This is a genomic window from Streptococcus mitis (assembly GCF_002096815.1).
Lineage (GTDB): Bacteria > Bacillota > Bacilli > Lactobacillales > Streptococcaceae > Streptococcus > Streptococcus mitis_AD.
Genome location: NZ_NCVJ01000021.1, coordinates 623,592 through 643,717 on the forward strand (window position 1 = coordinate 623,592; position 20,126 = coordinate 643,717).

23 protein-coding genes and 1 pseudogene are annotated in these 20,126 nt (G+C 38.9%); 5 read left to right on the forward strand and 19 right to left on the reverse strand.

Annotated elements, in window-relative coordinates; translation table 11 throughout:
- Positions 1–198: 198 nt before the first annotated feature.
- The 4 genes from B7696_RS09820 to B7696_RS09835 form a co-directional block, all read right to left on the reverse strand.
- Complete coding sequence (locus tag B7696_RS09820) at positions 199–816, reverse strand: RpiB/LacA/LacB family sugar-phosphate isomerase (RefSeq protein ID WP_001219736.1); 618 nt, start codon at positions 814–816, stop codon at positions 199–201.
- 333 nt (positions 817–1,149) lie between these two features.
- Positions 1,150–1,734, reverse strand: coding sequence for a Cap15 family cyclic dinucleotide receptor domain-containing protein (locus B7696_RS09825; RefSeq protein ID WP_001005371.1), 585 nt, complete (start codon positions 1,732–1,734; stop codon positions 1,150–1,152).
- A gap of 5 nt (positions 1,735–1,739) precedes the next feature.
- A complete protein-coding gene (locus B7696_RS09830) occupies positions 1,740–2,627 on the reverse strand; it encodes a nucleotidyltransferase domain-containing protein (RefSeq protein ID WP_001270697.1) in 888 nt (295 codons plus the stop codon).
- A 134-nt stretch (positions 2,628–2,761) separates the two neighbouring features.
- Positions 2,762–3,142: a hypothetical protein gene (locus B7696_RS09835; RefSeq protein WP_004254368.1), complete on the reverse strand. Its 381-nt coding sequence runs from the start codon at positions 3,140–3,142 to the stop codon at positions 2,762–2,764.
- 37 nt (positions 3,143–3,179) lie between these two features.
- On the opposite strand from B7696_RS09835, the pseudogene B7696_RS09840 reads away from it, so the two are divergent.
- The 3 genes and pseudogenes from B7696_RS09840 to B7696_RS09850 all read left to right on the forward strand — a co-directional run.
- Positions 3,180–3,359, forward strand: a pseudogene (locus tag B7696_RS09840) (Y-family DNA polymerase); the annotation flags it as partial.
- Positions 3,356–3,724 carry a hypothetical protein gene (locus B7696_RS09845; protein ID WP_000567198.1) on the forward strand — a complete coding sequence of 123 codons (369 nt, stop codon included), beginning with the start codon at positions 3,356–3,358 and terminating at the stop codon, positions 3,722–3,724. The pseudogene B7696_RS09840 and the gene B7696_RS09845, both read left to right, overlap by 4 nt.
- Complete coding sequence (locus B7696_RS09850; RefSeq protein WP_001072467.1) at positions 3,711–4,010, forward strand: DUF5960 family protein; 300 nt, start codon at positions 3,711–3,713, stop codon at positions 4,008–4,010. The genes B7696_RS09845 and B7696_RS09850 overlap by 14 nt, the downstream gene beginning before the upstream one ends.
- Positions 4,011–4,127: 117 nt before the next feature.
- On the opposite strand, the gene msr(D) is transcribed toward B7696_RS09850, so the two are convergent.
- From msr(D) to B7696_RS09920, 14 genes are all read right to left on the reverse strand, one after another.
- A complete protein-coding gene (gene msr(D), locus B7696_RS09855) occupies positions 4,128–5,591 on the reverse strand; it encodes an ABC-F type ribosomal protection protein Msr(D) (RefSeq protein WP_000420313.1) in 1,464 nt (487 codons plus the stop codon).
- Between the two features lie 119 nt (positions 5,592–5,710).
- Entirely contained in the window at positions 5,711–6,928 is a 1,218-nt protein-coding gene (mef(A), locus tag B7696_RS09860; protein WP_000417519.1) for a macrolide efflux MFS transporter Mef(A), read from the reverse strand.
- A gap of 385 nt (positions 6,929–7,313) precedes the next feature.
- Complete coding sequence (locus B7696_RS09865) at positions 7,314–7,484, reverse strand: hypothetical protein (protein WP_000873143.1); 171 nt, start codon at positions 7,482–7,484, stop codon at positions 7,314–7,316.
- A gap of 391 nt (positions 7,485–7,875) precedes the next feature.
- The gene (gene rlmD, locus B7696_RS09870) at positions 7,876–9,231 is read right to left on the reverse strand and encodes a 23S rRNA (uracil(1939)-C(5))-methyltransferase RlmD (protein WP_084863476.1); all 1,356 of its coding nucleotides are present in this window, start codon (positions 9,229–9,231) and stop codon (positions 7,876–7,878) included.
- A gap of 73 nt (positions 9,232–9,304) precedes the next feature.
- Complete coding sequence (locus tag B7696_RS09875) at positions 9,305–10,279, reverse strand: DUF1002 domain-containing protein (RefSeq protein WP_084863478.1); 975 nt, start codon at positions 10,277–10,279, stop codon at positions 9,305–9,307.
- Positions 10,280–10,352: 73 nt separating this feature from the next.
- Positions 10,353–10,967 (reverse strand): cell wall hydrolase Pmp23, encoded by a 615-nt coding sequence (gene pmp23 / locus B7696_RS09880; RefSeq protein ID WP_004254352.1) that lies wholly within the window; start codon positions 10,965–10,967, stop codon positions 10,353–10,355.
- Positions 10,967–11,941: a nucleoid-associated protein gene (locus B7696_RS09885; protein WP_192856311.1), complete on the reverse strand. Its 975-nt coding sequence runs from the start codon at positions 11,939–11,941 to the stop codon at positions 10,967–10,969. The genes pmp23 and B7696_RS09885 overlap by 1 nt, the downstream gene beginning before the upstream one ends.
- 7 nt (positions 11,942–11,948) lie before the next feature.
- Positions 11,949–13,205, reverse strand: a complete 1,257-nt coding sequence (glyA, locus tag B7696_RS09890; RefSeq protein WP_084863482.1) for a serine hydroxymethyltransferase — start codon at positions 13,203–13,205, stop codon at positions 11,949–11,951.
- Positions 13,206–13,266: 61 nt separating this feature from the next.
- Positions 13,267–13,698: a GNAT family N-acetyltransferase gene (locus tag B7696_RS09895; RefSeq protein WP_084863484.1), complete on the reverse strand. Its 432-nt coding sequence runs from the start codon at positions 13,696–13,698 to the stop codon at positions 13,267–13,269.
- A 1-nt stretch (position 13,699) separates the two neighbouring features.
- Positions 13,700–14,302: an L-threonylcarbamoyladenylate synthase gene (locus tag B7696_RS09900; protein ID WP_084863486.1), complete on the reverse strand. Its 603-nt coding sequence runs from the start codon at positions 14,300–14,302 to the stop codon at positions 13,700–13,702.
- Positions 14,286–15,122 carry a peptide chain release factor N(5)-glutamine methyltransferase gene (prmC, locus tag B7696_RS09905; RefSeq protein ID WP_084863488.1) on the reverse strand — a complete coding sequence of 279 codons (837 nt, stop codon included), beginning with the start codon at positions 15,120–15,122 and terminating at the stop codon, positions 14,286–14,288. Before prmC ends, B7696_RS09900 begins: the two co-directional genes overlap by 17 nt.
- Positions 15,122–16,201 (reverse strand): peptide chain release factor 1, encoded by a 1,080-nt coding sequence (prfA, locus tag B7696_RS09910; RefSeq protein WP_084863491.1) that lies wholly within the window; start codon positions 16,199–16,201, stop codon positions 15,122–15,124. The genes prmC and prfA overlap by 1 nt, the downstream gene beginning before the upstream one ends.
- Positions 16,202–16,210: 9 nt before the next feature.
- On the reverse strand, positions 16,211–16,690 hold the full coding sequence (locus tag B7696_RS09915; RefSeq protein ID WP_084863494.1) for a GNAT family N-acetyltransferase: 480 nt from the start codon (positions 16,688–16,690) through the stop codon (positions 16,211–16,213).
- A complete protein-coding gene (locus B7696_RS09920) occupies positions 16,680–17,279 on the reverse strand; it encodes a thymidine kinase (RefSeq protein WP_084863496.1) in 600 nt (199 codons plus the stop codon). The genes B7696_RS09915 and B7696_RS09920 overlap by 11 nt, the downstream gene beginning before the upstream one ends.
- Before the next feature lie 123 nt (positions 17,280–17,402).
- On the opposite strand from B7696_RS09920, the gene B7696_RS09925 reads away from it, so the two are divergent.
- Positions 17,403–17,585, forward strand: coding sequence for a 4-oxalocrotonate tautomerase (locus tag B7696_RS09925; RefSeq protein WP_001117401.1), 183 nt, complete (start codon positions 17,403–17,405; stop codon positions 17,583–17,585).
- A 135-nt stretch (positions 17,586–17,720) separates the two neighbouring features.
- Positions 17,721–19,094: a tRNA uridine-5-carboxymethylaminomethyl(34) synthesis GTPase MnmE gene (mnmE, locus tag B7696_RS09930; RefSeq protein ID WP_084863498.1), complete on the forward strand. Its 1,374-nt coding sequence runs from the start codon at positions 17,721–17,723 to the stop codon at positions 19,092–19,094.
- A 46-nt stretch (positions 19,095–19,140) separates the two neighbouring features.
- Here mnmE and dapA read toward each other — a convergent pair whose 3' ends face one another.
- Positions 19,141–20,076 carry a 4-hydroxy-tetrahydrodipicolinate synthase gene (gene dapA, locus B7696_RS09935; protein ID WP_084863500.1) on the reverse strand — a complete coding sequence of 312 codons (936 nt, stop codon included), beginning with the start codon at positions 20,074–20,076 and terminating at the stop codon, positions 19,141–19,143.
- Between the last annotated feature and the right edge of the window lie 50 nt (positions 20,077–20,126).

Here is a 20,126-nt window from a genome sequence, read left to right on the forward strand (position 1 = left end):
AACTCCTTACTGTAGGACTTTCACTAGCTAATTTTCCTTGTTCAATCAGCTCTTAAAAGCAGTACCACACACTCGACATAAAACGAGTGAACACTATGTATGCCAAGTGAACATGTATGTGGGAACATGTCTATAAACCTTTTGACGATAGCATAAGGTTATCGTTAAAAGGTATTACCCCGACAAACTGTGATTTACTCATTTCATTAAATCAGCTATTTCTTTCTTCCCATACGCCTTTACATTCTGAATTACATTCTGTTTCCTCTTGATTGATTCAAACAATGATATATCTAGTACATTTGCGAATTCTTCAAACTGAACCTGCCCGATTCTTCTTATTTCTTTAAGTTTCTCAGCATCTCTTACCTTTCTCTCTGCCTCACTTTTGGGGTATCCTTGTCCAAATGGCTCCGAGAAAAGAGCTTCTATTGTTCTTTCAAGATTTTCAGTACCTGACCATGTATAATTTTCACCTAATGGTAATGATATCGCATTTCCATTATTAATCTGAGCAAATAAATAGGCATCATTCGGTGTAGGTGCATATCCGCAAATGACATCAGGCATACTATTACAAGCAAGCATCATTCCTTGTCCGGAAGAACAGCCCGTAACAACGAAATCAACTGTCCTACTTGCCAACAAGATACCTATAAGAATAGAAATTTCTATATACGAGTATTTTTCATTTTCTTCCATCGTACAGCCAAAATTTATAACCTCAGATTTCTTTGGAGCATACTTTAATACAGCATCATAGATTATTTGATTTTTGGTCGCTTGCGAACTTGCTTGAATAACTCCGATTCTCATTCTTCCCCCCTTCAACTTCTAATTTAATTATTTCTTTTTCTTTGGTTTGGGTGCCGGTAATTCATTATATATTGAATTGAACAAGCCTTTATTTTCTACACTTCATTTATTCACTGGTTGCAACTTTTGACATCAAAACTACCGCCTCCACATGTCTTGACGGTTACTACCTATACTGTGAAACGAAATCAAAGCTGCTGAATATCCGTATTAAACTATTAAACGTAACTAATGCGAGTATTTACGGCTTCGTTAATATACAGTATTGTTACATCTATGCCAAGTTTCCGATAGTTAGTTCTTCTTTCTTTATTTAAATCTTTACAAATCCAACTAGCGAGAAGGGTTGTTTATCTCAAAACTCATTGAACCTTTGGTTCCTCGATTAGTATAATAATTTCCTTCTAGTTGATTTGGATTATCAATATCAAGAATTACCGTCCCATAATGTATAGGACTTTGCAATTCAGCCCTTGGGCTATTTAAATATGTATAAATTAATTTTTGTGTTCCATTATCATTGATAATTGATGCTGTAATGCTATGGCTCGAACTTTCACCCGTTTTAAACTTAACTTTAATAGTCGTAAATGACTGTTCAATAGTAAGTTCACAATTTCTTTCATTCTGATCATAGTCCGTCTTGAAACTACCTACATAATTCGCAAATAAAATTGGAACATTATGAATCTTAGATAGTAATGGCCACCGCCATGCTGTTTTTTCAAAAATAGCCATAATAATTGCTGTAACTGATATAGCTTCACCAATATACCCAATGGCTGAATATACCAATGCCAAAATATCAGATTTAAGATTCACTGCAATCTCTTGGCCACTTATTAACAATCTTAATAACAAGCAAATTGCAAAAACCCATATTGTAATATTCAAAAATTTTTTCTGCTGTTCATTCATAAGTTTTATTTATAATCCAAAAATTCAATCATTCTAACTAAAAAAGTTTTTGTATCCTGTAAATTCCATTTCTGCTCTGAACGAAAAAGGTAATACATTCCACTTACTTCAACCCAATTTAAATTCACTTGAGACACTATGTAATATAACGCTTGCTGTAACAACCCTGTGTAGCTATTACTATTGAAAAACATCTGTTCAGGTATATTCCAGACCAAACATTCTATCAAATATGAAGAAATGCGTTCGTTTGTCAATCCTAGCTCCTGCATCTCGTTCTTAATATGCTTCATAATCCTAACTAAATATTTATATTTATAGTGAGTAGATTTATTCTTAGAGATACCATTTTGTATATGAACTTTAGGATAATTAATTACTTCATAATTTCCGTTTGAGGTAAAAAATTTGATGCCTTCAACAAATTTTTCAGATGACCTGCTACCAATATATCTATAATTTCGATATTGAAAACATGGGACTACATCTGCATTTACGTGATATGAGTTAGAATTAATATTGATACACTTATTGCCAATAGAAACTGATTCTGCACCAAATTTTGAAATTAACGCTTTAATCACTTCGTTTTTAAATACATTAGCATTGGTGCTGCTACTAGAGTAATTATAGTCTAGGTCCGATAACCCATCTACATACTCACAATAAAATAAAGATTTCACCATGATACAGATATCAATGTCGCTATTTTTCTTTACATTCGTATTATTTGCATAAGAACCTTGGGCAAAAATTTCATATTCATACTTTGAAGAGAGCCCACTCCTTTCTATTGCATCTTTAATCATTCCAATAGTATTTTCAACCCGTGTTTCTTCAGTGGCAGATAACGGCTTAATCCATGATTGTAATGCTTCTTCAGAATATCTCATTATAAAACAACTCCATTTTAGTTTTTTGGTTAATTCATAAAAAGTAACCGATATTAAAAAAATCCTACATATAATTATACCACTAAACAAGAAAAAAGGCTGCAAACATAGTGAACTATACTATGCCTACAGCCTTATAAATCAACTTCTGTTCCTTCCAAAAATCTAACGGTTATCTGTCCATCCTCCGAAATCAAAATACTATCTAGTACCTGACACATCTCAAAGGAATCATATTCCCAACACTCCTTATTTATCAATTCAGCCAGTAACACACTGTAATGCTTTTCTAATAACTGGTTTTCTTCCAAGATCTTATTCCACTTTCCATGCAACAAATCCATATTCTCACTCAGTAGTTTAACTGCCATCATTACAGCTTTCTCTAGTGTTCCCTCATCGATATGGTTATTCTGACAACCAATCTGTCCCTTTACCTTATAACTGCCAAACTTTACGTTTGCCACGACTGGTCGTCCAGTTCTTACGTCCAAAAGCTGAACCGCATTCTGCACAGAACACCTTGGTAGTAAAAGGGTTGTCCTCATTTTGCATGATGTAGAAGAAATTGAAAAAGAAAATAGACTTCAGACAGCTATTGATGTTGTCAGAGAACAGTTTGGCTTTTTAGCCATACAAAAAGGAACCGTCCTAACTGAAGGTTCCTAAAATATTGAACGCAGTAAACTTATTGGCGGTCATTCCGCTGGTGGATTGGAGGGATTAAAATGATTGACCGTTCATCCTTACCATTTCAGTCAGCAAGAGAGTACCAGGATACAAAGATGCAAAAATGGATGGGCTTTTTCCTATCTGAGCATACATCAGCACTCTCTGATGATACAAACAAAGTAACGTACATGTCAGATTTGTCAATGGAGAAGAAATTATTACTCCTCAGTCAAGTATACGCTGGGCAGCTACACACACGCATTCAAGTGATTGAAAAAAACAAGCGTGTTTCCCACACTGGAACAATACCAAGTCTGAATAAGGATTTCATTTTGATAAAAACTACAACAGGTCACATCAATTTGAAATTAAAAGACATTATTAGTATTGAACTTGTCGAGGAGGTGCTCTATGAATCAGCTTGAGTTTCAGCGTAATCACCTACAAATGGACTATTATAGCGAGAGCTACCAAGATTTTGAACGTGACTTCTACCGCTACTCTAACATGAATATTCCATTGACCTTCCTAACTGATGATATCCTAAAAACAATGGCGACTTCACGTAAGAATTACTTTGTCCTCAATAAGGAAAAGTCCAGAGATAACCGCGATCACTTCTTCATATTTGAAGTAAGTACCGTAGATGAGAATCCGCTAATCTATCATTATACATATAAGAAAACTACAATATATTTAGCAGAAAAATAGGAGCAGTTCAATTGACTGTTCCTATTTTTAATATTCATAAAATCTAAAGTCTTTATACTCTTTAACAATGGAGTCGCCAACCAGAACAGACTATACTGACCAGCGACTACCTTAAATTTAATGTTTCAGATTTATTTTCTTATCTCTAATTTCATAAACTACATCTGCTACATTTTCGAGTAATCGTTTATCGTGGGTGATAAACACGATAGTTCCGGTGTACTCCTTCATTAGTATTTCCAAAGCCTCTAAACTTGGTATGTCAAGGAAGTTACTGGGTTCATCCATTATTAGGATGTTATATCTACCCATGAGCATTTTAGCAAGCAACAATTTTATAATTTCTCCACCGCTTAAAACAGATAAACTTTTTCCAATATCGTTCTGTTTGAACCCCATAGATGCTAGCACTGAACGAATTTCTGATATATTGTAGTCACAATCCTTCTGCATAAACTCCATAACATTCTGATTACTGTTGTACTTGTAACCATTCTGTGCAAAGTAACCTATTTTTGCCTTAGGCGAAATAGAAATTCCTTCTTCATGGTTTAAGATCATTTGGATTAAAGTTGTTTTTCCGATTCCATTACCACCAGTTAACGCCACTTTTGCTCCTAACGGAATTTGAAAAGATGCATTTTCAAACAGAGCCTTATCCCCAAATACTTTATTAATTTCTGCACCGACTATAGGGTATGGATTATGGAGCTCCAATGCTTTACTTTGCCTGAAACGAATTCTGCGAATGCCTTCCGGAGCTTCTACTTTTCCTAAGGCCGCAATCCTGTGCTCTAGGGTTTTAGCAGCATTATACATCTTTTTTTCCTTACTTCCTATTGATTTTTGATGAGCTAAACGCCCTCCGTCTTCAGTACTTTTTTTCTTTGAAGAACCTTTTGCCTTCTGTTCTATTTTACGAGCCTGTTTTCGCTTTTCCTCCGCAGCCCTTTCCAATCGGGCACGTTCCGCAATAAATTGTTCGTATTCTGCAGCTTGGCTCTTACGTTCTTCCTCTTTCTGACGAAGATAATCAGAATAGTTTCCCCAATACTCAGTGATTTTGCCATCTTTCAGTTCCCATATTTTATCTACTATTTCATCAAGAAAATAGCGGTCATGGCTAATAACTAACAGTGCACCTGTAAAATATTTTAGCTGTCCTATTAGAAAATCAATTCCTTCACGGTCTAAATGGCTCGTAGGTTCATCCGCTAAAATACCATGAACCTGTGCCGATAAGGCCTGTGCTATTTTAAGCCTTGTTTCTTCACCACCGCTCATAGTCTGTATATTTAATTGCTCAACACCTAGCTTGCCTACAAGTGCAAAATCTTTTTCCTCCTGCAGAGTTACTTCGTCCAACTGGGGAATATAGGCAAGTTCACCCAGACGATTCATTTTACATCCTGGGGGAGTTAATTCTCCTAAAAGTACCCTGAGTAAAGTGCTTTTTCCAGCACCATTTGCTCCTACTAAACCAATACGGTCATAATCATATACTTCTAATTCATTTATATCTAAAACATCGCGTCCTTTGAATTCCACACGAATGTCTTTTGCTTTTAATATTAATTCCATAACATTTCCTCCTGTCTATAATCGCATGCTTTCATTTGCTTGTATGCAGGGAAAACCCTGCGATTTTAGCAGGAAGAGTTACATGAAAATAAGATACATAAATATTCCTCCAATATTGTTTATTTTAAATCTAATTTTCTAACCTCAGTTATCATTTGGCAAACTATAGCAATGCCAATAATTAAAATACCTGATAGTAAAAACCAATGATTTACACCGATTTTATCAGCAAAGAATCCAGAAAGAATTAACCCAATTGGCATAGCAAGTGACATGATACTTCCGATCAAAGAAAATACACGTCCTAAATATTCAGGCTTAATTTTCTCCTGAAAAAGAGCTGTTTGCACACCGCTATAAAATGGCACCGAAAGCCCCATTATTGCACAGCAAACTACGAATATTACAAATCCATTTGGAGGAAGTATTCCCGAAACGGCTAAACTGGTCCCCATTATAAAAAATGAACTTGTTATTAGTAATACATGCTTTTCGAAGCCCCCTAATCTTCCTAATAATAAGCCTCCTGCTAGCATCCCAAATGCAAAGGAAATTTCCGTAATAGAAATATGCACAGGTGTTCCATTAAAGTGTTCCATGCTTATTAAAGGAAATAGTGCATTGATTGGCATATAAACAAAAGTATATAGTGTTCCTAAGAGTAATAAGGCAAACAATCCTTTGTTTTGTCTCAGAACCACAACTCCTTCTTTCATCTCCCTTATGAAATTTGGTTCTAAACTTTGCACTTGATTACCCAGCTTAGGTATACGTACAATTGCTACCGTAATAGATGCAATCACAGCACCCAATACGTCGATGGCAATAATAGCATTTAAATCCCAAACGGAGTATAAGAGTGCTGCAACTGCCGGACTAACAATATAGCTTATAGACTGCAAAGACTGACTATAGCCTGCGCATTTCGTTAGCTGTTCTTCTGGTACTAAAAGTGGTGTAACCGCATTGAGTGCTGGGGTATGAAAAGCTGTTCCAATGCTACGGATAAACAATACTATCATAATCATCCAGACAGGTAGCTCCATACAGAATGCAACAATAGCAAGCACTGCACCAGCTGCTGCGATAATTAAATCGGCACCAATCATTATCTTCTTCCTATCATGACGATCCACTAGCACACCAATGGCAGGTCCCAAAATCGCATAGGGTAAAAAACCTACTAATGAAGCCATAGACAAGACCATCGCAGATCCTGTTTTTTCTGTAAGGTAAAAAATAATCGCCATTTGCAGGATGGCACTAGTGATTAATGATACTGCTTGCCCTGCCCATATTGCATAAAATTTTCGTTTCCAATTGTTGTATTTTTCCATTTATATTATCTCCTGCATATTATTTTGCTTGAATTTCTATTTTGAATAGCATTCTAGGCAATAAAAAATGCAGGCCAAACCCCACAATGTGGCTTTTGGTCTGCATACATACAATTTGGAAACATTCATATTAAAGACATAGTTAAATAAAGGTATAGTTAAATAACCAATATCCTCACCGTAACTAATGAATGCTCAATATCGTATAAATAAGCACAACAAAAAAGCCTATCATCGGGTATAGATTCTGCTTTTTTTATTGCCAGCTTATCTTAAACGCATTGAGGCTGTCATAGTTTCGGTTCCTCCTACATCTTTGTTTATATCAATTTATAGTATAACACAACAAGATGATATGTTCAATATAAAAGTTATGGAATGAGACTCATACTTCCAATTCGATGCCAGATTTAAAGGATATGACGAAGTTTTCTTCATAGACTGTAACGCTCTGGATTATCTTCCTTAGTAGCAAGCGATTAGCTTTCACAAAATCTTCTGTTTGTAGTTTTAAAAATTCATCAGGATTTTCTAACTCAACCTCAAAATATTTCATTTTACATTCCCTCATTTCATTTATTGATAAATTGAGTTTGCAAAAAAGAGTGGACAATTTTTGTCTACTCTTAACCTTTAAAATAGTTTTTTTTAATCGATTTGAAGTTGCCTAAATTATTACTTATTCGGTAAAATGAAGTATTGCTTTCAACAGATTTCCTTCAACTACACTTCACTTGATTCAAACAAGGTGGGTACATTTCTATTCCCACAAACTCCTTGTCAATGGAAACAAACACGTACCCACAGGGTAAATGGAAATAGAAACTGATAATTTCTAGCTATCACTTCTACTCATTCCAAAAATTTTCTCACTCTGATACTTACCCACCATAAAGCAAAAAGCCTTGCAATCAAGGCTTTTCGTTATCCCTTTCATTCAAAGGTTTCTATGTTTTTACGAGCAGAGCAACACACTCCACATGGTGCGTTTGAGGAAAAAGATCAACCGGCTGTACTTTATTCAACTCGTATCCCAATTCTCGGTAAAGTTTGATATCACGCGCCATAGTAGCGACATTGCATGAGATATAGGCGATGCGGTCTGCTCCTGTTTGGGCGCTTGCTTTGATAAAGCTTTCGTTTAAGCCCTTGCGTGGAGGATCAACCAAGATAACGGTTGGTTGAATTCCTTCCTTGAGCCAATTCTTCATTGCGTTTTCAGCTGTGTCACAGACATAGTGGGCGTTTGAAATATTGTTCATCTGAGCATTCTTTTTGCTATTCTCAACCGCCTCTGGAATTACCTCAACACCATAAACTTCTTTGACATGTTTCGCAACAGAAAGACCAATCGTCCCGATACCAGAATAGGCATCAATGACCACATCATCTTCTTTTAATTCAGCAAAGTCAATGGCTGTTTGATAAAGCTTCTCTGCCATTTCAGTATTGACTTGATAAAAAGCGGGTCCAGCGATTTGATAGTCATTTCCCAACATCTGGTCAGTGATAAAGTCTTGTCCATAAAGTGTGCGCCATTCCTTACCAAAAATCGCATTGGTGTTCTGGTCGTTGATATTTTGCATGACAGACACAATCTCTGGGAACTGCTTGATTAATTGTTCAATTAATTGGTCAACACGAAAAACTTTGGGACGAGTTGTAACCAAAATAACCATGATTTGTCCTGAATAGTGCCCACGACGCACCACAAGGTTTCGAATCAAGCCAGCTTGTTCCTTTTCATCATAAGGTTTCAAATCATAACGACGGAGCAAGTCGCGTAGGGCTACAACTACCTCATCAATCACAGGATCTTGGATAAAGAAATCTTCTAGAGGCATGAGGTCATGGGAATTCTTACGGAAAAAGCCAGTTTCCAAGACACCATTCACTCGACGAACAGGCACCTGCGCCTTATTGCGGTACTTGACTGGATTTTTCATACCCAAAGTTTCAGCAACCTCTATATCATCAATTCCAGCAATCTTGTAGAGACTGTCTTTGACTTGCTTGGTTTTAAATTTGAGTTGTTCTGGATAGGCAAGATGACCTAAATCCGCGATTCCTGAACGCAGGTAAGCCAAATCTAGATCTTGATTACGATGTGGTGACTGGACAAGGTATTCTTCCACTTTCCCAAAACCAATCTTTTTATTAACCTTGAGAACTCGCATGAGAATTTTTTCACTCGGTAATGCATTCTCAACAAAAAATACCAAGCCATCTACCTTGGCAACTCCTGCCCCTTCATGGGTCAAGTCAACAATTTCAACTTCTACAATATCATTTTTCTTTAACATTCTCTTCTCTTTCTATTGGCCGACAAAAAAGACGGCAACGTTACGGTTACCATCTATTATACCATGAAATTTCTCAAGAACCAAAACTCTTGAAGAAGTTGACAATGGCTTGCCAGAGGGAGCTTAAGAAGTTACCACCGTCCTCTAGCGCCTTATCAGCATCAAAGTTAAGGTTGATATTTTTAAAACTGTCGCCAGCTTGTGAAACAATACTTTGTTTCAGGTCATTCAAGGTTTTAGTGAAGTCTGTATTGCTGAGGATATCACTCTTTGAAAGATTCAAAGCAAAATTGATGATGATATTAATCTGGTTTCCTGTTATAACCTGATCAAGTTTGTAATTTTTCAAGGTATCTTCAACGATTTTGCGGACATCTTCCTCTGTCAGATTTCCCTTAGATTCTTTTGCTTTGGCGAGTCCTGACTTGATATCAGCTAGGGCAACATTTAATTTATTAGCATCATAGCCTGACTTGTCCTTGTTTTCAGCATTGATATCGGACAGAGCCTTCAGCTCTTCTTGAGCCAAGTCTTTATTAGCTTGTGGTACCTTGGCTCCATTAGCCTCTAGCGAATAGTAAATCCCTGCTAAGGCACTCTCACCTGTAACTGGAATGGGTGCTGCTACAGTGATTTTGGCGTGTTCCACACCCAAAGTTACGGCTGCATTTCGGTACATATCCTGAGTCACCTTAGTGATGTTTTCTGGTGTTTCAATCTTGACCTCAAGTGGCGACTTGTCACCTAGTTTTTGAATCTTGGCTGATGAATACAACTGTAAACTAGAGTCATTGGCAACATTCATAAGCTTAGAATAGACATCAGGTGTCATGGTTTTGAGTTCTTTGGTGTCTGTTGAGGCATTGTAGCCTAGTTTTTTAAGGGTTTGATTTTTTTGGTCTTCAGACAATGAAGAACCTAGGACATATTCAGGTTGGACATAGGTTTCATCGATGACTTTTTGAACATCTGTTGCTGCGTGGACGCTATTCATAGCTGTTACTGCCCACAAGACCGCAGCACTGGTCAGAAAGAGTTTCTTTCTCATAGGGAATTTCCTCCTTTACCTTTCTAGAGTAATATATCTATCTTAAAGAAAACTTATAACAAAAACACCTGGACTAGCCAGATGTCGAAAAGAGAGTGAAACATTTGATGATATAAAGGTTGAGTTGAACCTGTCTAGAATAATAATAGTTTCCTCCATTTACATAGAGTTCGGCTCCATGAAAAATGGAAATGGGGTGAATATAACTATAAGTCTTTCCAGTGGTATTACCAAGTAAGGGAGCAACAGTCTCACGAGAGTACTGTTTGGCCAGAGCCAAGGTGTTTTCCTTGCCATTTTGGGCGATAAAATCGATATAGGCAGGTCCAAAATTATAGGCTTGAACAGCCGTCCAGACATCAACACCCTGCTTCTGGGCTAGATAGAGATTATCTGTCAGAGTTTGAACGCCTTGCCGAATGCTAGAGGCGTTATCATTGATGGTATTGGTTGAACCACTAGCAGACTCACTAGACTGCATAACATCGCCTTCTTTTCCTTTGGTTTCGGTATAAATCATAGCGAGCACAAGCTCTTCGTTTGCTGGGGTGTCTTTTTCACTCAAGATTTCTCGCACCATGGGTTGATAGGTCATGACTTGCTTGACATCTTGGTGAACGCGGTAAGCTTTATAGCCAGCAAAAAGGAAGACTGCTAGTACAAGCACTCTTCGAATTCGTTTAAACATTATTTACTTTGGATATCCTCGATATTTTTGATTAAGATAGAGTAGGTTCCATTGTCGTTTTGGATAAACTCAACAGACTCGGCGTCTTGATAGACGTTATTGGGAACGATGAGCTCAATTCCATTTGACAAGGAAAGTTTTTGGTTTTCAAATTTTTTAAGCTGACGACTGGCATCAATTTCATCAAACTGAACAGGCTCTGGTACGGCTTCTTTGACTTGATCAATAAAGCTCAAACGAGCCGTCAGATTGTTGTCAAAAAGGTCGTTGGCCAATTTTTCAGGCGACAATTCATTGCTTTCTTCTAGGTTGTTGAAAATCGCTGATTTGACCTTAGATTGAAATTGAAAATCATCTGTGTTAAAAGATTCAGCAATTCTCTGGGCTGTTTTTTCCAGTTCTTTGATAGATTTCTTGGGAGAAATCTTAGGGGAAACGGCAAGAAGATTGTCTGAAAAATAGTTCAAGAAAGTCCCATTGTACTTGATGCGTTTTTCAATCAGATGGTATTTGCGGCTCTGAAGATTGACCACCAAGGCCTCGTCAGCACCCGTTCCAAATCCAGGCAGGTTATTCTGAGTCAACTTGATTGGATTATCAACTTCTCCACCGAGGTGGGTCAAGGTCTCCCGCAGAGCAATTCGCAAGAAAGCGAAATGTTCTACACCTTCTTTAGAAAATTGCACAAAAATCAAGTCATTGGTCTTAAGATTTTCTGAAATGCTGAACTCCTCTTTCCAGAGATTAGCCAGTGTTACTGATGTCTCCAACAAATCGTCTGTGATATGATTGAAGAAGGGATTTTCTTCCTCGAAAATCCCAGTCTTGGCTTCATCTGAATACACACGTTCAATTTTTCTACGCAGGTATTCTTCGATTTTTGGAGTAATATTGAGAAGCTTATCCGCTAGGAACAGCTCGGTATCATCCGGACTGAACTGGTGAATAATGGCTTTCTTAATATAAATGTCCATAAAAGTTTTAGTCCTCGTATAATGGGAAGGCATCCGTCAATTCTTTGACTGCACTTCTCACTTCTTCTAATACAGCCTCATTTTCTGCATTCTTAAGGGTTTTAATGATGAGTTCAGCCACTTTGCGACTTTCTTCTTCACCAAAACCACGTGCAGTTGTTGCTGCTGCTCCGATACGAATACCACTTGTCTTAAATGGTGACAAAGTTTCGTAAGGGATTGAGTTTTTATTTAGGGTAATATTGACTTCATCCAGCAAGTTTTGAGCAACTTTTCCGTTTTCTACAACTTTTGTTACATCCACTAGGAAGAGGTGGTTTTCAGTCCCACCAGAAATGATACGGAAATCAGGATCTTGCAAGAAGACTTCTACCATAGCCTTGCTGTTTTTGATAACATTGGCAGCATATTCCTTGAAGGCTGGATCCAAAACTTCTTTGAAGGAAACTGCCTTAGCAGCAACAACATGCTCCAAAGGACCGCCCTGAATACCTGGGAAAATAGCTGAATTGATTTTCTTAGCAAGTTCTTCGTCATTGGTCAAAATCAAACCACCACGAGGTCCACGAAGGGTTTTGTGAGTCGTTGTTGTAGTGATATGAGCGTATGGTACTGGGCTTGGATGTAGACCAGCAGCAACCAAACCAGCGATATGGGCCATATCCACCATAAGCTTAGCCCCAACAGCATCTGCGATTTCACGGAATTTTGAGAAGTCGATAATTTGAGAATAGGCTGACGCACCAGCTACAATCAGTTTTGGTTTTACTTCTTGGGCTTGTTTTAAGATAGCATCAAAGTCCAAGAGTTCCGTTTCAGGATCCACACTATAAGAAACAAAATTGTAGGTTTGACCAGAGAAGCTGACAGGAGCCCCATGGGTCAAGTGACCACCTGCTGCCAAATCCATCCCCATAACGGTATCACCTGGCTCAATCAAGGCCATGTAAGCCGCACAGTTAGCTTGACTTCCTGAGTGAGGTTGGACATTAGCGAATTTAGCACCGAAAATTTCTTTTGCGCGTTCAATGGCTAGAGATTCTACTACGTCTACCACATCAGTTCCACCATAATAACGGCGGCCTGGGTAGCCTTCAGCGTATTTATTCGTCAAGATAGACCCTTGAGCTGCCATAACAGCCTTGGAAACTACGTTTTCCGAAGCAATCAACTCAATGTTGTTTTGTTGGCGTTCTTCTTCTTTGGCAATAGCATTCCAGAGATCAGCATCATATGCTTTAAAATCGTCTTTATCAAAAATCATAGGTCTTCTCCTTTATAGTGTGACTGGTCCTTTAGTTTGTTTTTACAAGAAAGAAACTAAACTAAAAGATGCGAATAAACCGTTTCTGCACTTTATCACAAGTATAACCAACTTTTTCATAAAATGCATGAGCACCCAGACGATGATCAGCAGAGTTTAAGCGGATAAACCCATAGCCGCGTCTTTTTGCTTCTTGCTCCAACCCTTGCAATAAGCTTTTACCAATACCTTGACCTTGTGCTTGAGGTAAAACTGCTAAGGCTAAGATATTAAATCCTGCTTTGGAATAGAGGGATTCGTAAACCTCAGCGTGGACATAGCCAAGTAAGACATGACTGTCTTCATCCTCATAACCAAGTAGGAAATGATGTTCATCTTGAGATAATCTAGTTAGTTGACTAGCTGTCTCCTCTAGACTAAAAGAATAGCCCAAAGCTTCTTGGTTAATGTTACATATAGCTTTCACATCAGTTTCTCTTAAATTTCTTAGCATCTCATGCCTCCTCAAAAGAAATCTCTGGCAACCGAGCAAGGATATCTTCTCGCTTAATCGCCCCTTGGCGTAAGATTTTCACCTTATCTTCAGACAAATCCAAAATAGTTGAATCCTGTCCAGTTAGAAAAGCATCGTCTTCCAAACCTAGAACATCTTGATTAAATTCCTGCAGTATTTCCTGAAAAGTCACCCCACTTGCCTGACCTGAAATATTGGCAGACGGCCCAATCAAGGGACCTGTCTCTCGAATCAAATCAAGGGTAATGGGATGACTCGGCATCCGAAATCCAACAGTTGCAAGGCCAGAATTGACCCAATAGGGAACTCGGTCATTGGCTTCAAGGATAATGGTCAAGGGACCTGGTAAAAAGGTCTCTACAAGTTTTTGTAGATAAGTTGGCTGATTCTTTGAAAAGTTCAAGATATCCTCTAAAGAGGCGATATTGAGATTAAGCGCCTTGTCTCTTGGACGACGTTTGAGCTGGTATACATGATTAACTGCTTTTTCGTCTAGAGCTTTGGCAAAGAGACCATAAACTGTCTCGGTAGGTAAAACAACCGCCCCACCCTTTTCCAACTCTTGTCTAATCCTGTCCATCATCAACTACGACCATCCTATCTTGACCAAATTGGTCCTTGAGTGTTCGAACTCGCTGTTCAGGAAGATGTTTCCTAAAAAGTTCAGGAACACTTTGACCTTGCTTGTATCCAATTTCAAGGTAAATCTTACCACCATCTTTGAGATAGTCTTTTGCATCTTCCGCAATTCTACGGTAAATAGCTAGGCCATCCTCGTCTGCAAAGAGAGCTAGATGAGGTTCTGAATACAAAACATTCAAGCCGACCTCTGACGCATCTTCACGAGAGATATAGGGTGGATTGGAAACAATTATATCATATTTTTCAGAAATTTCTGTAAAACAGTCAGATTTTTTTAAAAATAATTGAAGATTTTGATTTTTAGAATTTTCACTAGCTACATCTAAAGCATTTTGGGAAATATCTGCTGCTGTCACCGACCAATCTGGTCTATTTTTTGCTAGAGCGAGAGCAATAGCTCCACTACCTGTTCCAATATCCAGAACAGAAAGATTCGTCTCAGGATTTTCAGCCAGAATAAGCTCCACCAACTCCTCTGTTTCTGGACGAGGGATCAATACTCGCTCATCAACTTTTAACTGCATTCCATAAAAATCTGTCTGTCCAATGATGTATTGTGCCGGTTTATGAGCTGCTAACTGTTGGAAAATTCCTTTTACAAATACTTCTTCCTCTTCCGTCACTTCCTGCTGGAGGGCAAAAACAAAGTCCGTAAAAGATAGATTTTTCAGGATACGATAGACAAAAGAGAGGCTTTCAGCTTCCTCTCCTTGTCTTATCAACTCTTCTTCAAAATCTGAAAATAATTGAGCTAATTTCATTATTTGTTTAATTCTTCTAATTTTTGTGTTTGGTCATAGAGCACCAAGGCATCCACAACTTCGTCCAATTTACCAGATAAAATGGTATCTAGTTTTTGGAGGGTTAAACCGATACGGTGATCTGTGACACGGTTTTGTGGGAAATTATAAGTACGGATTCGTTCTGAACGGTCACCAGTACCGATTGTTGACTTGCGCTCAGCGTCTTGTTCATCCCGAGCAATTTGTGCAAAGTGGTCAGCAACACGCGCACGGATGATTTTCATGGCTTTCTCACGGTTCTTCTGCTGGGTACGTTCTTCCTGCATCTCAACCTTAATATTGGTTGGCAAGTGAACGATACGAACGGCAGTCGCAACTTTATTGACGTTCTGTCCACCAGCACCTGATGCGTGGTAGATGTCAACACGAAGGTCTTTTGGATCAATATCGTACTCTACTTCTTCTACTTCAGGCATGACAAGAACTGTGGCAGTTGATGTATGGACACGACCTTGGCTTTCTGTCACAGGGACACGTTGCACACGGTGGGCACCTGATTCGTACTTAAGCTTAGAGTAAACAGACTGACCTGAAACCATGGCAACCACTTCTTTGAAACCGCCGACACCATTCATAGAGGCTTCCATAACTTCAAAGCGCCAGCCTTGGGCTTCAGCATACTTTTGATACATGGTTAGCAAATCCCCAGCGAAAAGTGCTGCCTCATCTCCACCCGCTGCTCCACGGATTTCAAGGATGATATTCTTGTCATCGTTTGGATCCTTTGGAAGAAGCAAGATTTTCAATTTTTCTTCGTATTCTTCTTTTTCAGCCTTGGCATCTTTGAGCTCTTGCTTAGCCATTTCTTCCAAGTCCGCATCTCCACCTGATTCCTTAATCATCTCTTCAGCATCAACGATGTTTTGAAGGACTTGTTTGTACTCACGGTAGGCTGTTACTGTGTCACGAGTTGAAGCCTCTTCTTTTGAAAGCTCCATAAAACGCTTGGTATCCGATACCACATCTGGGTCACTGAGTAGTTCTCCTAGTTCTTCATATCGGTCTTCTACAGCTTGTAGTTGATCATAGATGTTCATTTTTTCTCCTTATTTCTGAATTGTTAAATCATAGATTGCTACTACTTCGTTCTCGGATATTTCCCCAGTTTCTTTAAATCCATAACTGAGGTAACAAGATCTTGCATGTTCGTTTTCTGGTTCATAAGACAACCAAAGTTTATTGCTTAAACCTGCTGGCGCTGTCCGAACATAGTCTAGTACTTTATCCATAATTGGTTTAAAATATCCTTGATTTTGAAAATTCTTATCAATCATAAAACGAAATAGTAAATAATTTCCACTACTAATTCCGATCTTTTTATCATAAGCTATCATCACAAAACCTATAATTGCATCATTATCATAAACTGCCAATGGAGCTACAAAATCTCCATTTTTAGTGTAGACATATGCTTCAGCTAAACTAATTGCGTTGGTTGCAATGAATTGTTTTTGATATTCCTTAACATCCAAATTCAAAACATCAAAATAATTTCCCATTGTAACATCTCTTAGTTCAATTGTCATAGTTTTGCTCCTTGTTAGAGGTTATCATTGGCGCAAAATAATGTTTACGGCAAACCGAGATATAGGTCTCATTCCCACCGATTTGGATCTGTTCACCATCATAAACGGGCAGTCCATCCTGAGTACGTAATACCATGGTCGCCTTTTTCTTGCAATACTGACAAATAGTCTTGATTTCGTCAATCTTATCTGCTAAAAGCAAGAGATACTTGGAACCTTCGAACAGTTCATTACGAAAGTCATTTTTCAAACCAAAAGCCATGACAGGTATGTCTAACTCATCAACAACACGAGCTAGATCGTAAACATGATGACGCTTAAGAAACTGAGCTTCATCGACCAAGACACAGTAAGGCTTTTCCGGTAGGTCTCGGATATAGCCAAAGATATCCGTCGTTTCCTCAATCGCAATGGCAGGGCGTTTCATGCCAATACGGCTCGACACATAGCCAACACCGTCACGCGTATCCAGAGCTGAGGTCATAATGACAACACCTTTTCCTTGCTCCTCATAGTTATAGGCCACTTTGAGAATCTCAATGGTCTTACCAGAGTTCATGGTCCCATAACGATAATACAACTGTGCCATGCTTCTTACTTCACGTCCATTTCTAAATTTTTGCTACATTCTAGTATATCATAATTTTCTTAAGCTTTAAACGGCAAAATGTGGTAAAATAGAAGAAATCAAAAACTAGTGGAGAAAGCTATTATGCCATTTGTACGCATCGATTTATTTGAAGGACGCACGCTCGAGCAAAAGAAAGCTCTTGCTAAGGAAGTAACGGAAGCCGTTGTCCGCAACACAGGAGCCCCTCAATCTGCTGTCCATGTCATCATCAACGACATGCCAGAAGGAACTTATTTCCCACAAGGGGAAATGCGCACCAAATAAGCTAGCTTAAGCAGAAATGCTTAGGCTTTTTCAAACTCCAAGTAGCATCCATTGAAGAAATAGCCTAAATTTGTTACAATTTGAAAAGAGACTTGGAATATTCCAAGAAAAGAGCTATTAATTAAAGGAAATATTATGATCACACGTGAATTTGATACCATCGCTGCTATCTCTACTCCACTAGGTGAAGGGGCCATTGGTATTGTCCGCTTGAGCGGAACAGATAGTTTTGCGATTGCGCAAAAGATTTTCAAAGGAAAAGACTTGAATCAGGTTGCTAGCCACACTCTTAACTACGGTCACATCGTTGACCCTCAAACTGGTAAGGTCATGGACGAGGTTATGGTTGGTGCTATGAAGTCTCCAAAGACCTTTACTCGTGAGGATATTATCGAGATTAACACCCACGGTGGGATTGCGGTGACCAATGAGATTCTCCAGCTGGCTATCCGTGAAGGAGCTCGATTGGCAGAACCTGGTGAATTTACCAAACGTGCCTTTTTAAACGGTCGTGTGGACTTGACTCAGGCTGAAGCGGTAATGGATATCATCCGTGCCAAGACAGACAAGGCTATGAACATTGCAGTTAAGCAATTAGACGGCTCCCTTTCTGACCTCATTAACAATACCCGTCAAGAAATCCTCAATACACTTGCCCAAGTCGAGGTTAATATTGATTATCCTGAGTATGACGATGTTGAGGAAGCTACTACTGCTGTTGTCCGAGAGAAGACTATAGAGTTTGAGCAATTGCTAACCAATCTCCTTAGAACAGCTCGTCGTGGTAAAATCCTCCGTGAAGGAATTTCCACTGCCATCATCGGCCGTCCCAACGTTGGAAAATCTAGCCTCCTCAACAACCTCTTGCGTGAGGACAAGGCTATCGTTACAGACATTGCAGGAACTACTCGAGATGTCATCGAAGAATACGTCAACATCAATGGTGTCCCACTCAAATTGATTGATACAGCCGGTATTCGTGAAACAGATGACATTGTGGAACAAATCGGTGTCGAGCGTTCGAAAAAAGCCCTCAAAGAAGCTGACTTGGTACTACTAGTATTAAATGCCAGTGAACCACTGACCGCCCAAGATCGTCAACTCTTAGAAATCAGCCAAGATACTAATCGCATTATTCTACTTAATAAAACAGACCTACCTGAAGCGATTGAAACTTCGGAACTACCTGAACACGTTATTCGTATTTCAGTCCTTAAAAACCAAAATATTGATAAGATTGAAGAGAGAATCAACAACCTCTTCTTTGAAAATGCTGGTTTGGTTGAGCAAGATGCTACCTACTTGTCTAATACCCGTCACATTTCCTTGATTGAAAAGGCAGTTGAAAGTCTACAGGCTGTTAACGAAGGTCTTGAACTGGGTATGCCAGTTGACTTGCTTCAAGTTGACTTGACTCGTACTTGGGAAATCCTCGGAGAAATCACAGGTGATGCTGCTCCAGATGAACTCATTACCCAACTCTTTAGCCAATTCTGTTTAGGAAAATAAGAAAAATCCATGATCGTTCATTCGGTCATGGATTTTATTGTCTTTATTAGTAATCTGGTCTTAAGACACCTGTTACGGTTTCTTTAGTTGCTTCGTAGTCGCCATCAACGACGACTTTGATAATGCGTTTGGCATCTTCTTCTGGTGCTGGAACTAGAGGTAAGCGTGTTGGACCAGCTTCAAATCCCATATAGTTGAGAACGGCCTTGACAGGAGCAGGACTCGGATATGAGAAGAGGGCATTAACCTTAGGAATGAATTTACGTTGAATAGCTGCGGCTTTCTTCATATCGCTTTCTGCAATGGCAGTAAACATCTCGTGCATCTCATCCCCATTTGTATGTGATGCAACAGAAATAACCCCGTCCGCACCAAGGTTCATGGCATGGAAAGCATCTCCATCCTCACCTGTATAAATCAAGAACTCCTCTGGCTTGTGCTCAATCAAGTAAGCCATATTAGCCAAACTAGTACATTCTTTGACACCAATGATATTTGGATGATCTGCCAAGCGAAGCATGGTTTCTGGAGTCAATTCGACAACTACACGCCCTGGAATGTTATAGATAATAATAGGTAGATCAGAAGCATCTGCGATGGCCTTAAAGTGCTGATACATTCCTTCTTGAGAAGGTTTATTGTAGTAAGGAACAATAGCAAGTCCAGCTGCAAAGCCGCCAAAGTCTGCTACTTCTTTGACAAACTCTATAGAGTCACGCGTATCATTAGTACCTACACCCGCAATCAAAGGAACGCGTCCATTGACAATCTTTTGTACAGCTGCAAACAACTCCAACTCCTCATCGTGAGTTAATGTCGGACTCTCAGCAGTGGTCCCTGCGAGAAGAATTCCATCCGTATGATGAGCCAATAAATGTTCAATCAAGGCTGGAATAGCATCAAAGTTGATGGAACCATCCTCGTGGAAGGGGGTAATAAAGGCTGTGATGATTTTACACTCTTTTAAATCTTGATAAGACATGAGAAACACCTCTCTATTTCAAAGAAGGAGTTCATCTGAACTCCTAAACG

What these genes read in the sequence shown, in the direction of transcription:
- B7696_RS09915 (WP_084863494.1), bottom strand. Translation starts at nt 16,690, where the DNA reads ATGACAATTGAACTAAGAGATGTTACAATGGGAAATTATTTTGATGTT.
- pmp23 (WP_004254352.1), bottom strand. Translation starts at nt 10,967, where the DNA reads ATGTTTAAACGAATTCGAAGAGTGCTTGTACTAGCAGTCTTCCTTTTT.
- B7696_RS09820 (WP_001219736.1), bottom strand. Translation starts at nt 816, where the DNA reads ATGAGAATCGGAGTTATTCAAGCAAGTTCGCAAGCGACCAAAAATCAA.
- B7696_RS09845 (WP_000567198.1), top strand. Translation starts at nt 3,356, where the DNA reads ATGATTGACCGTTCATCCTTACCATTTCAGTCAGCAAGAGAGTACCAG.
- dapA (WP_084863500.1), bottom strand. Translation starts at nt 20,076, where the DNA reads ATGTCTTATCAAGATTTAAAAGAGTGTAAAATCATCACAGCCTTTATT.
- B7696_RS09825 (WP_001005371.1), bottom strand. Translation starts at nt 1,734, where the DNA reads ATGAATGAACAGCAGAAAAAATTTTTGAATATTACAATATGGGTTTTT.
- prfA (WP_084863491.1), bottom strand. Translation starts at nt 16,201, where the DNA reads ATGAACATCTATGATCAACTACAAGCTGTAGAAGACCGATATGAAGAA.
- mnmE (WP_084863498.1), top strand. Translation starts at nt 17,721, where the DNA reads ATGATCACACGTGAATTTGATACCATCGCTGCTATCTCTACTCCACTA.
- B7696_RS09850 (WP_001072467.1), top strand. Translation starts at nt 3,711, where the DNA reads ATGAATCAGCTTGAGTTTCAGCGTAATCACCTACAAATGGACTATTAT.
- B7696_RS09920 (WP_084863496.1), bottom strand. Translation starts at nt 17,279, where the DNA reads ATGGCACAGTTGTATTATCGTTATGGGACCATGAACTCTGGTAAGACC.
- prmC (WP_084863488.1), bottom strand. Translation starts at nt 15,122, where the DNA reads ATGAAATTAGCTCAATTATTTTCAGATTTTGAAGAAGAGTTGATAAGA.
- B7696_RS09900 (WP_084863486.1), bottom strand. Translation starts at nt 14,302, where the DNA reads ATGATGGACAGGATTAGACAAGAGTTGGAAAAGGGTGGGGCGGTTGTT.
- B7696_RS09925 (WP_001117401.1), top strand. Translation starts at nt 17,403, where the DNA reads ATGCCATTTGTACGCATCGATTTATTTGAAGGACGCACGCTCGAGCAA.
- B7696_RS09895 (WP_084863484.1), bottom strand. Translation starts at nt 13,698, where the DNA reads ATGCTAAGAAATTTAAGAGAAACTGATGTGAAAGCTATATGTAACATT.
- B7696_RS09830 (WP_001270697.1), bottom strand. Translation starts at nt 2,627, where the DNA reads ATGAGATATTCTGAAGAAGCATTACAATCATGGATTAAGCCGTTATCT.
- B7696_RS09865 (WP_000873143.1), bottom strand. Translation starts at nt 7,484, where the DNA reads ATGAAATATTTTGAGGTTGAGTTAGAAAATCCTGATGAATTTTTAAAA.
- rlmD (WP_084863476.1), bottom strand. Translation starts at nt 9,231, where the DNA reads ATGTTAAAGAAAAATGATATTGTAGAAGTTGAAATTGTTGACTTGACC.
- B7696_RS09875 (WP_084863478.1), bottom strand. Translation starts at nt 10,279, where the DNA reads ATGAGAAAGAAACTCTTTCTGACCAGTGCTGCGGTCTTGTGGGCAGTA.
- glyA (WP_084863482.1), bottom strand. Translation starts at nt 13,205, where the DNA reads ATGATTTTTGATAAAGACGATTTTAAAGCATATGATGCTGATCTCTGG.
- B7696_RS09885 (WP_192856311.1), bottom strand. Translation starts at nt 11,941, where the DNA reads ATGGACATTTATATTAAGAAAGCCATTATTCACCAGTTCAGTCCGGAT.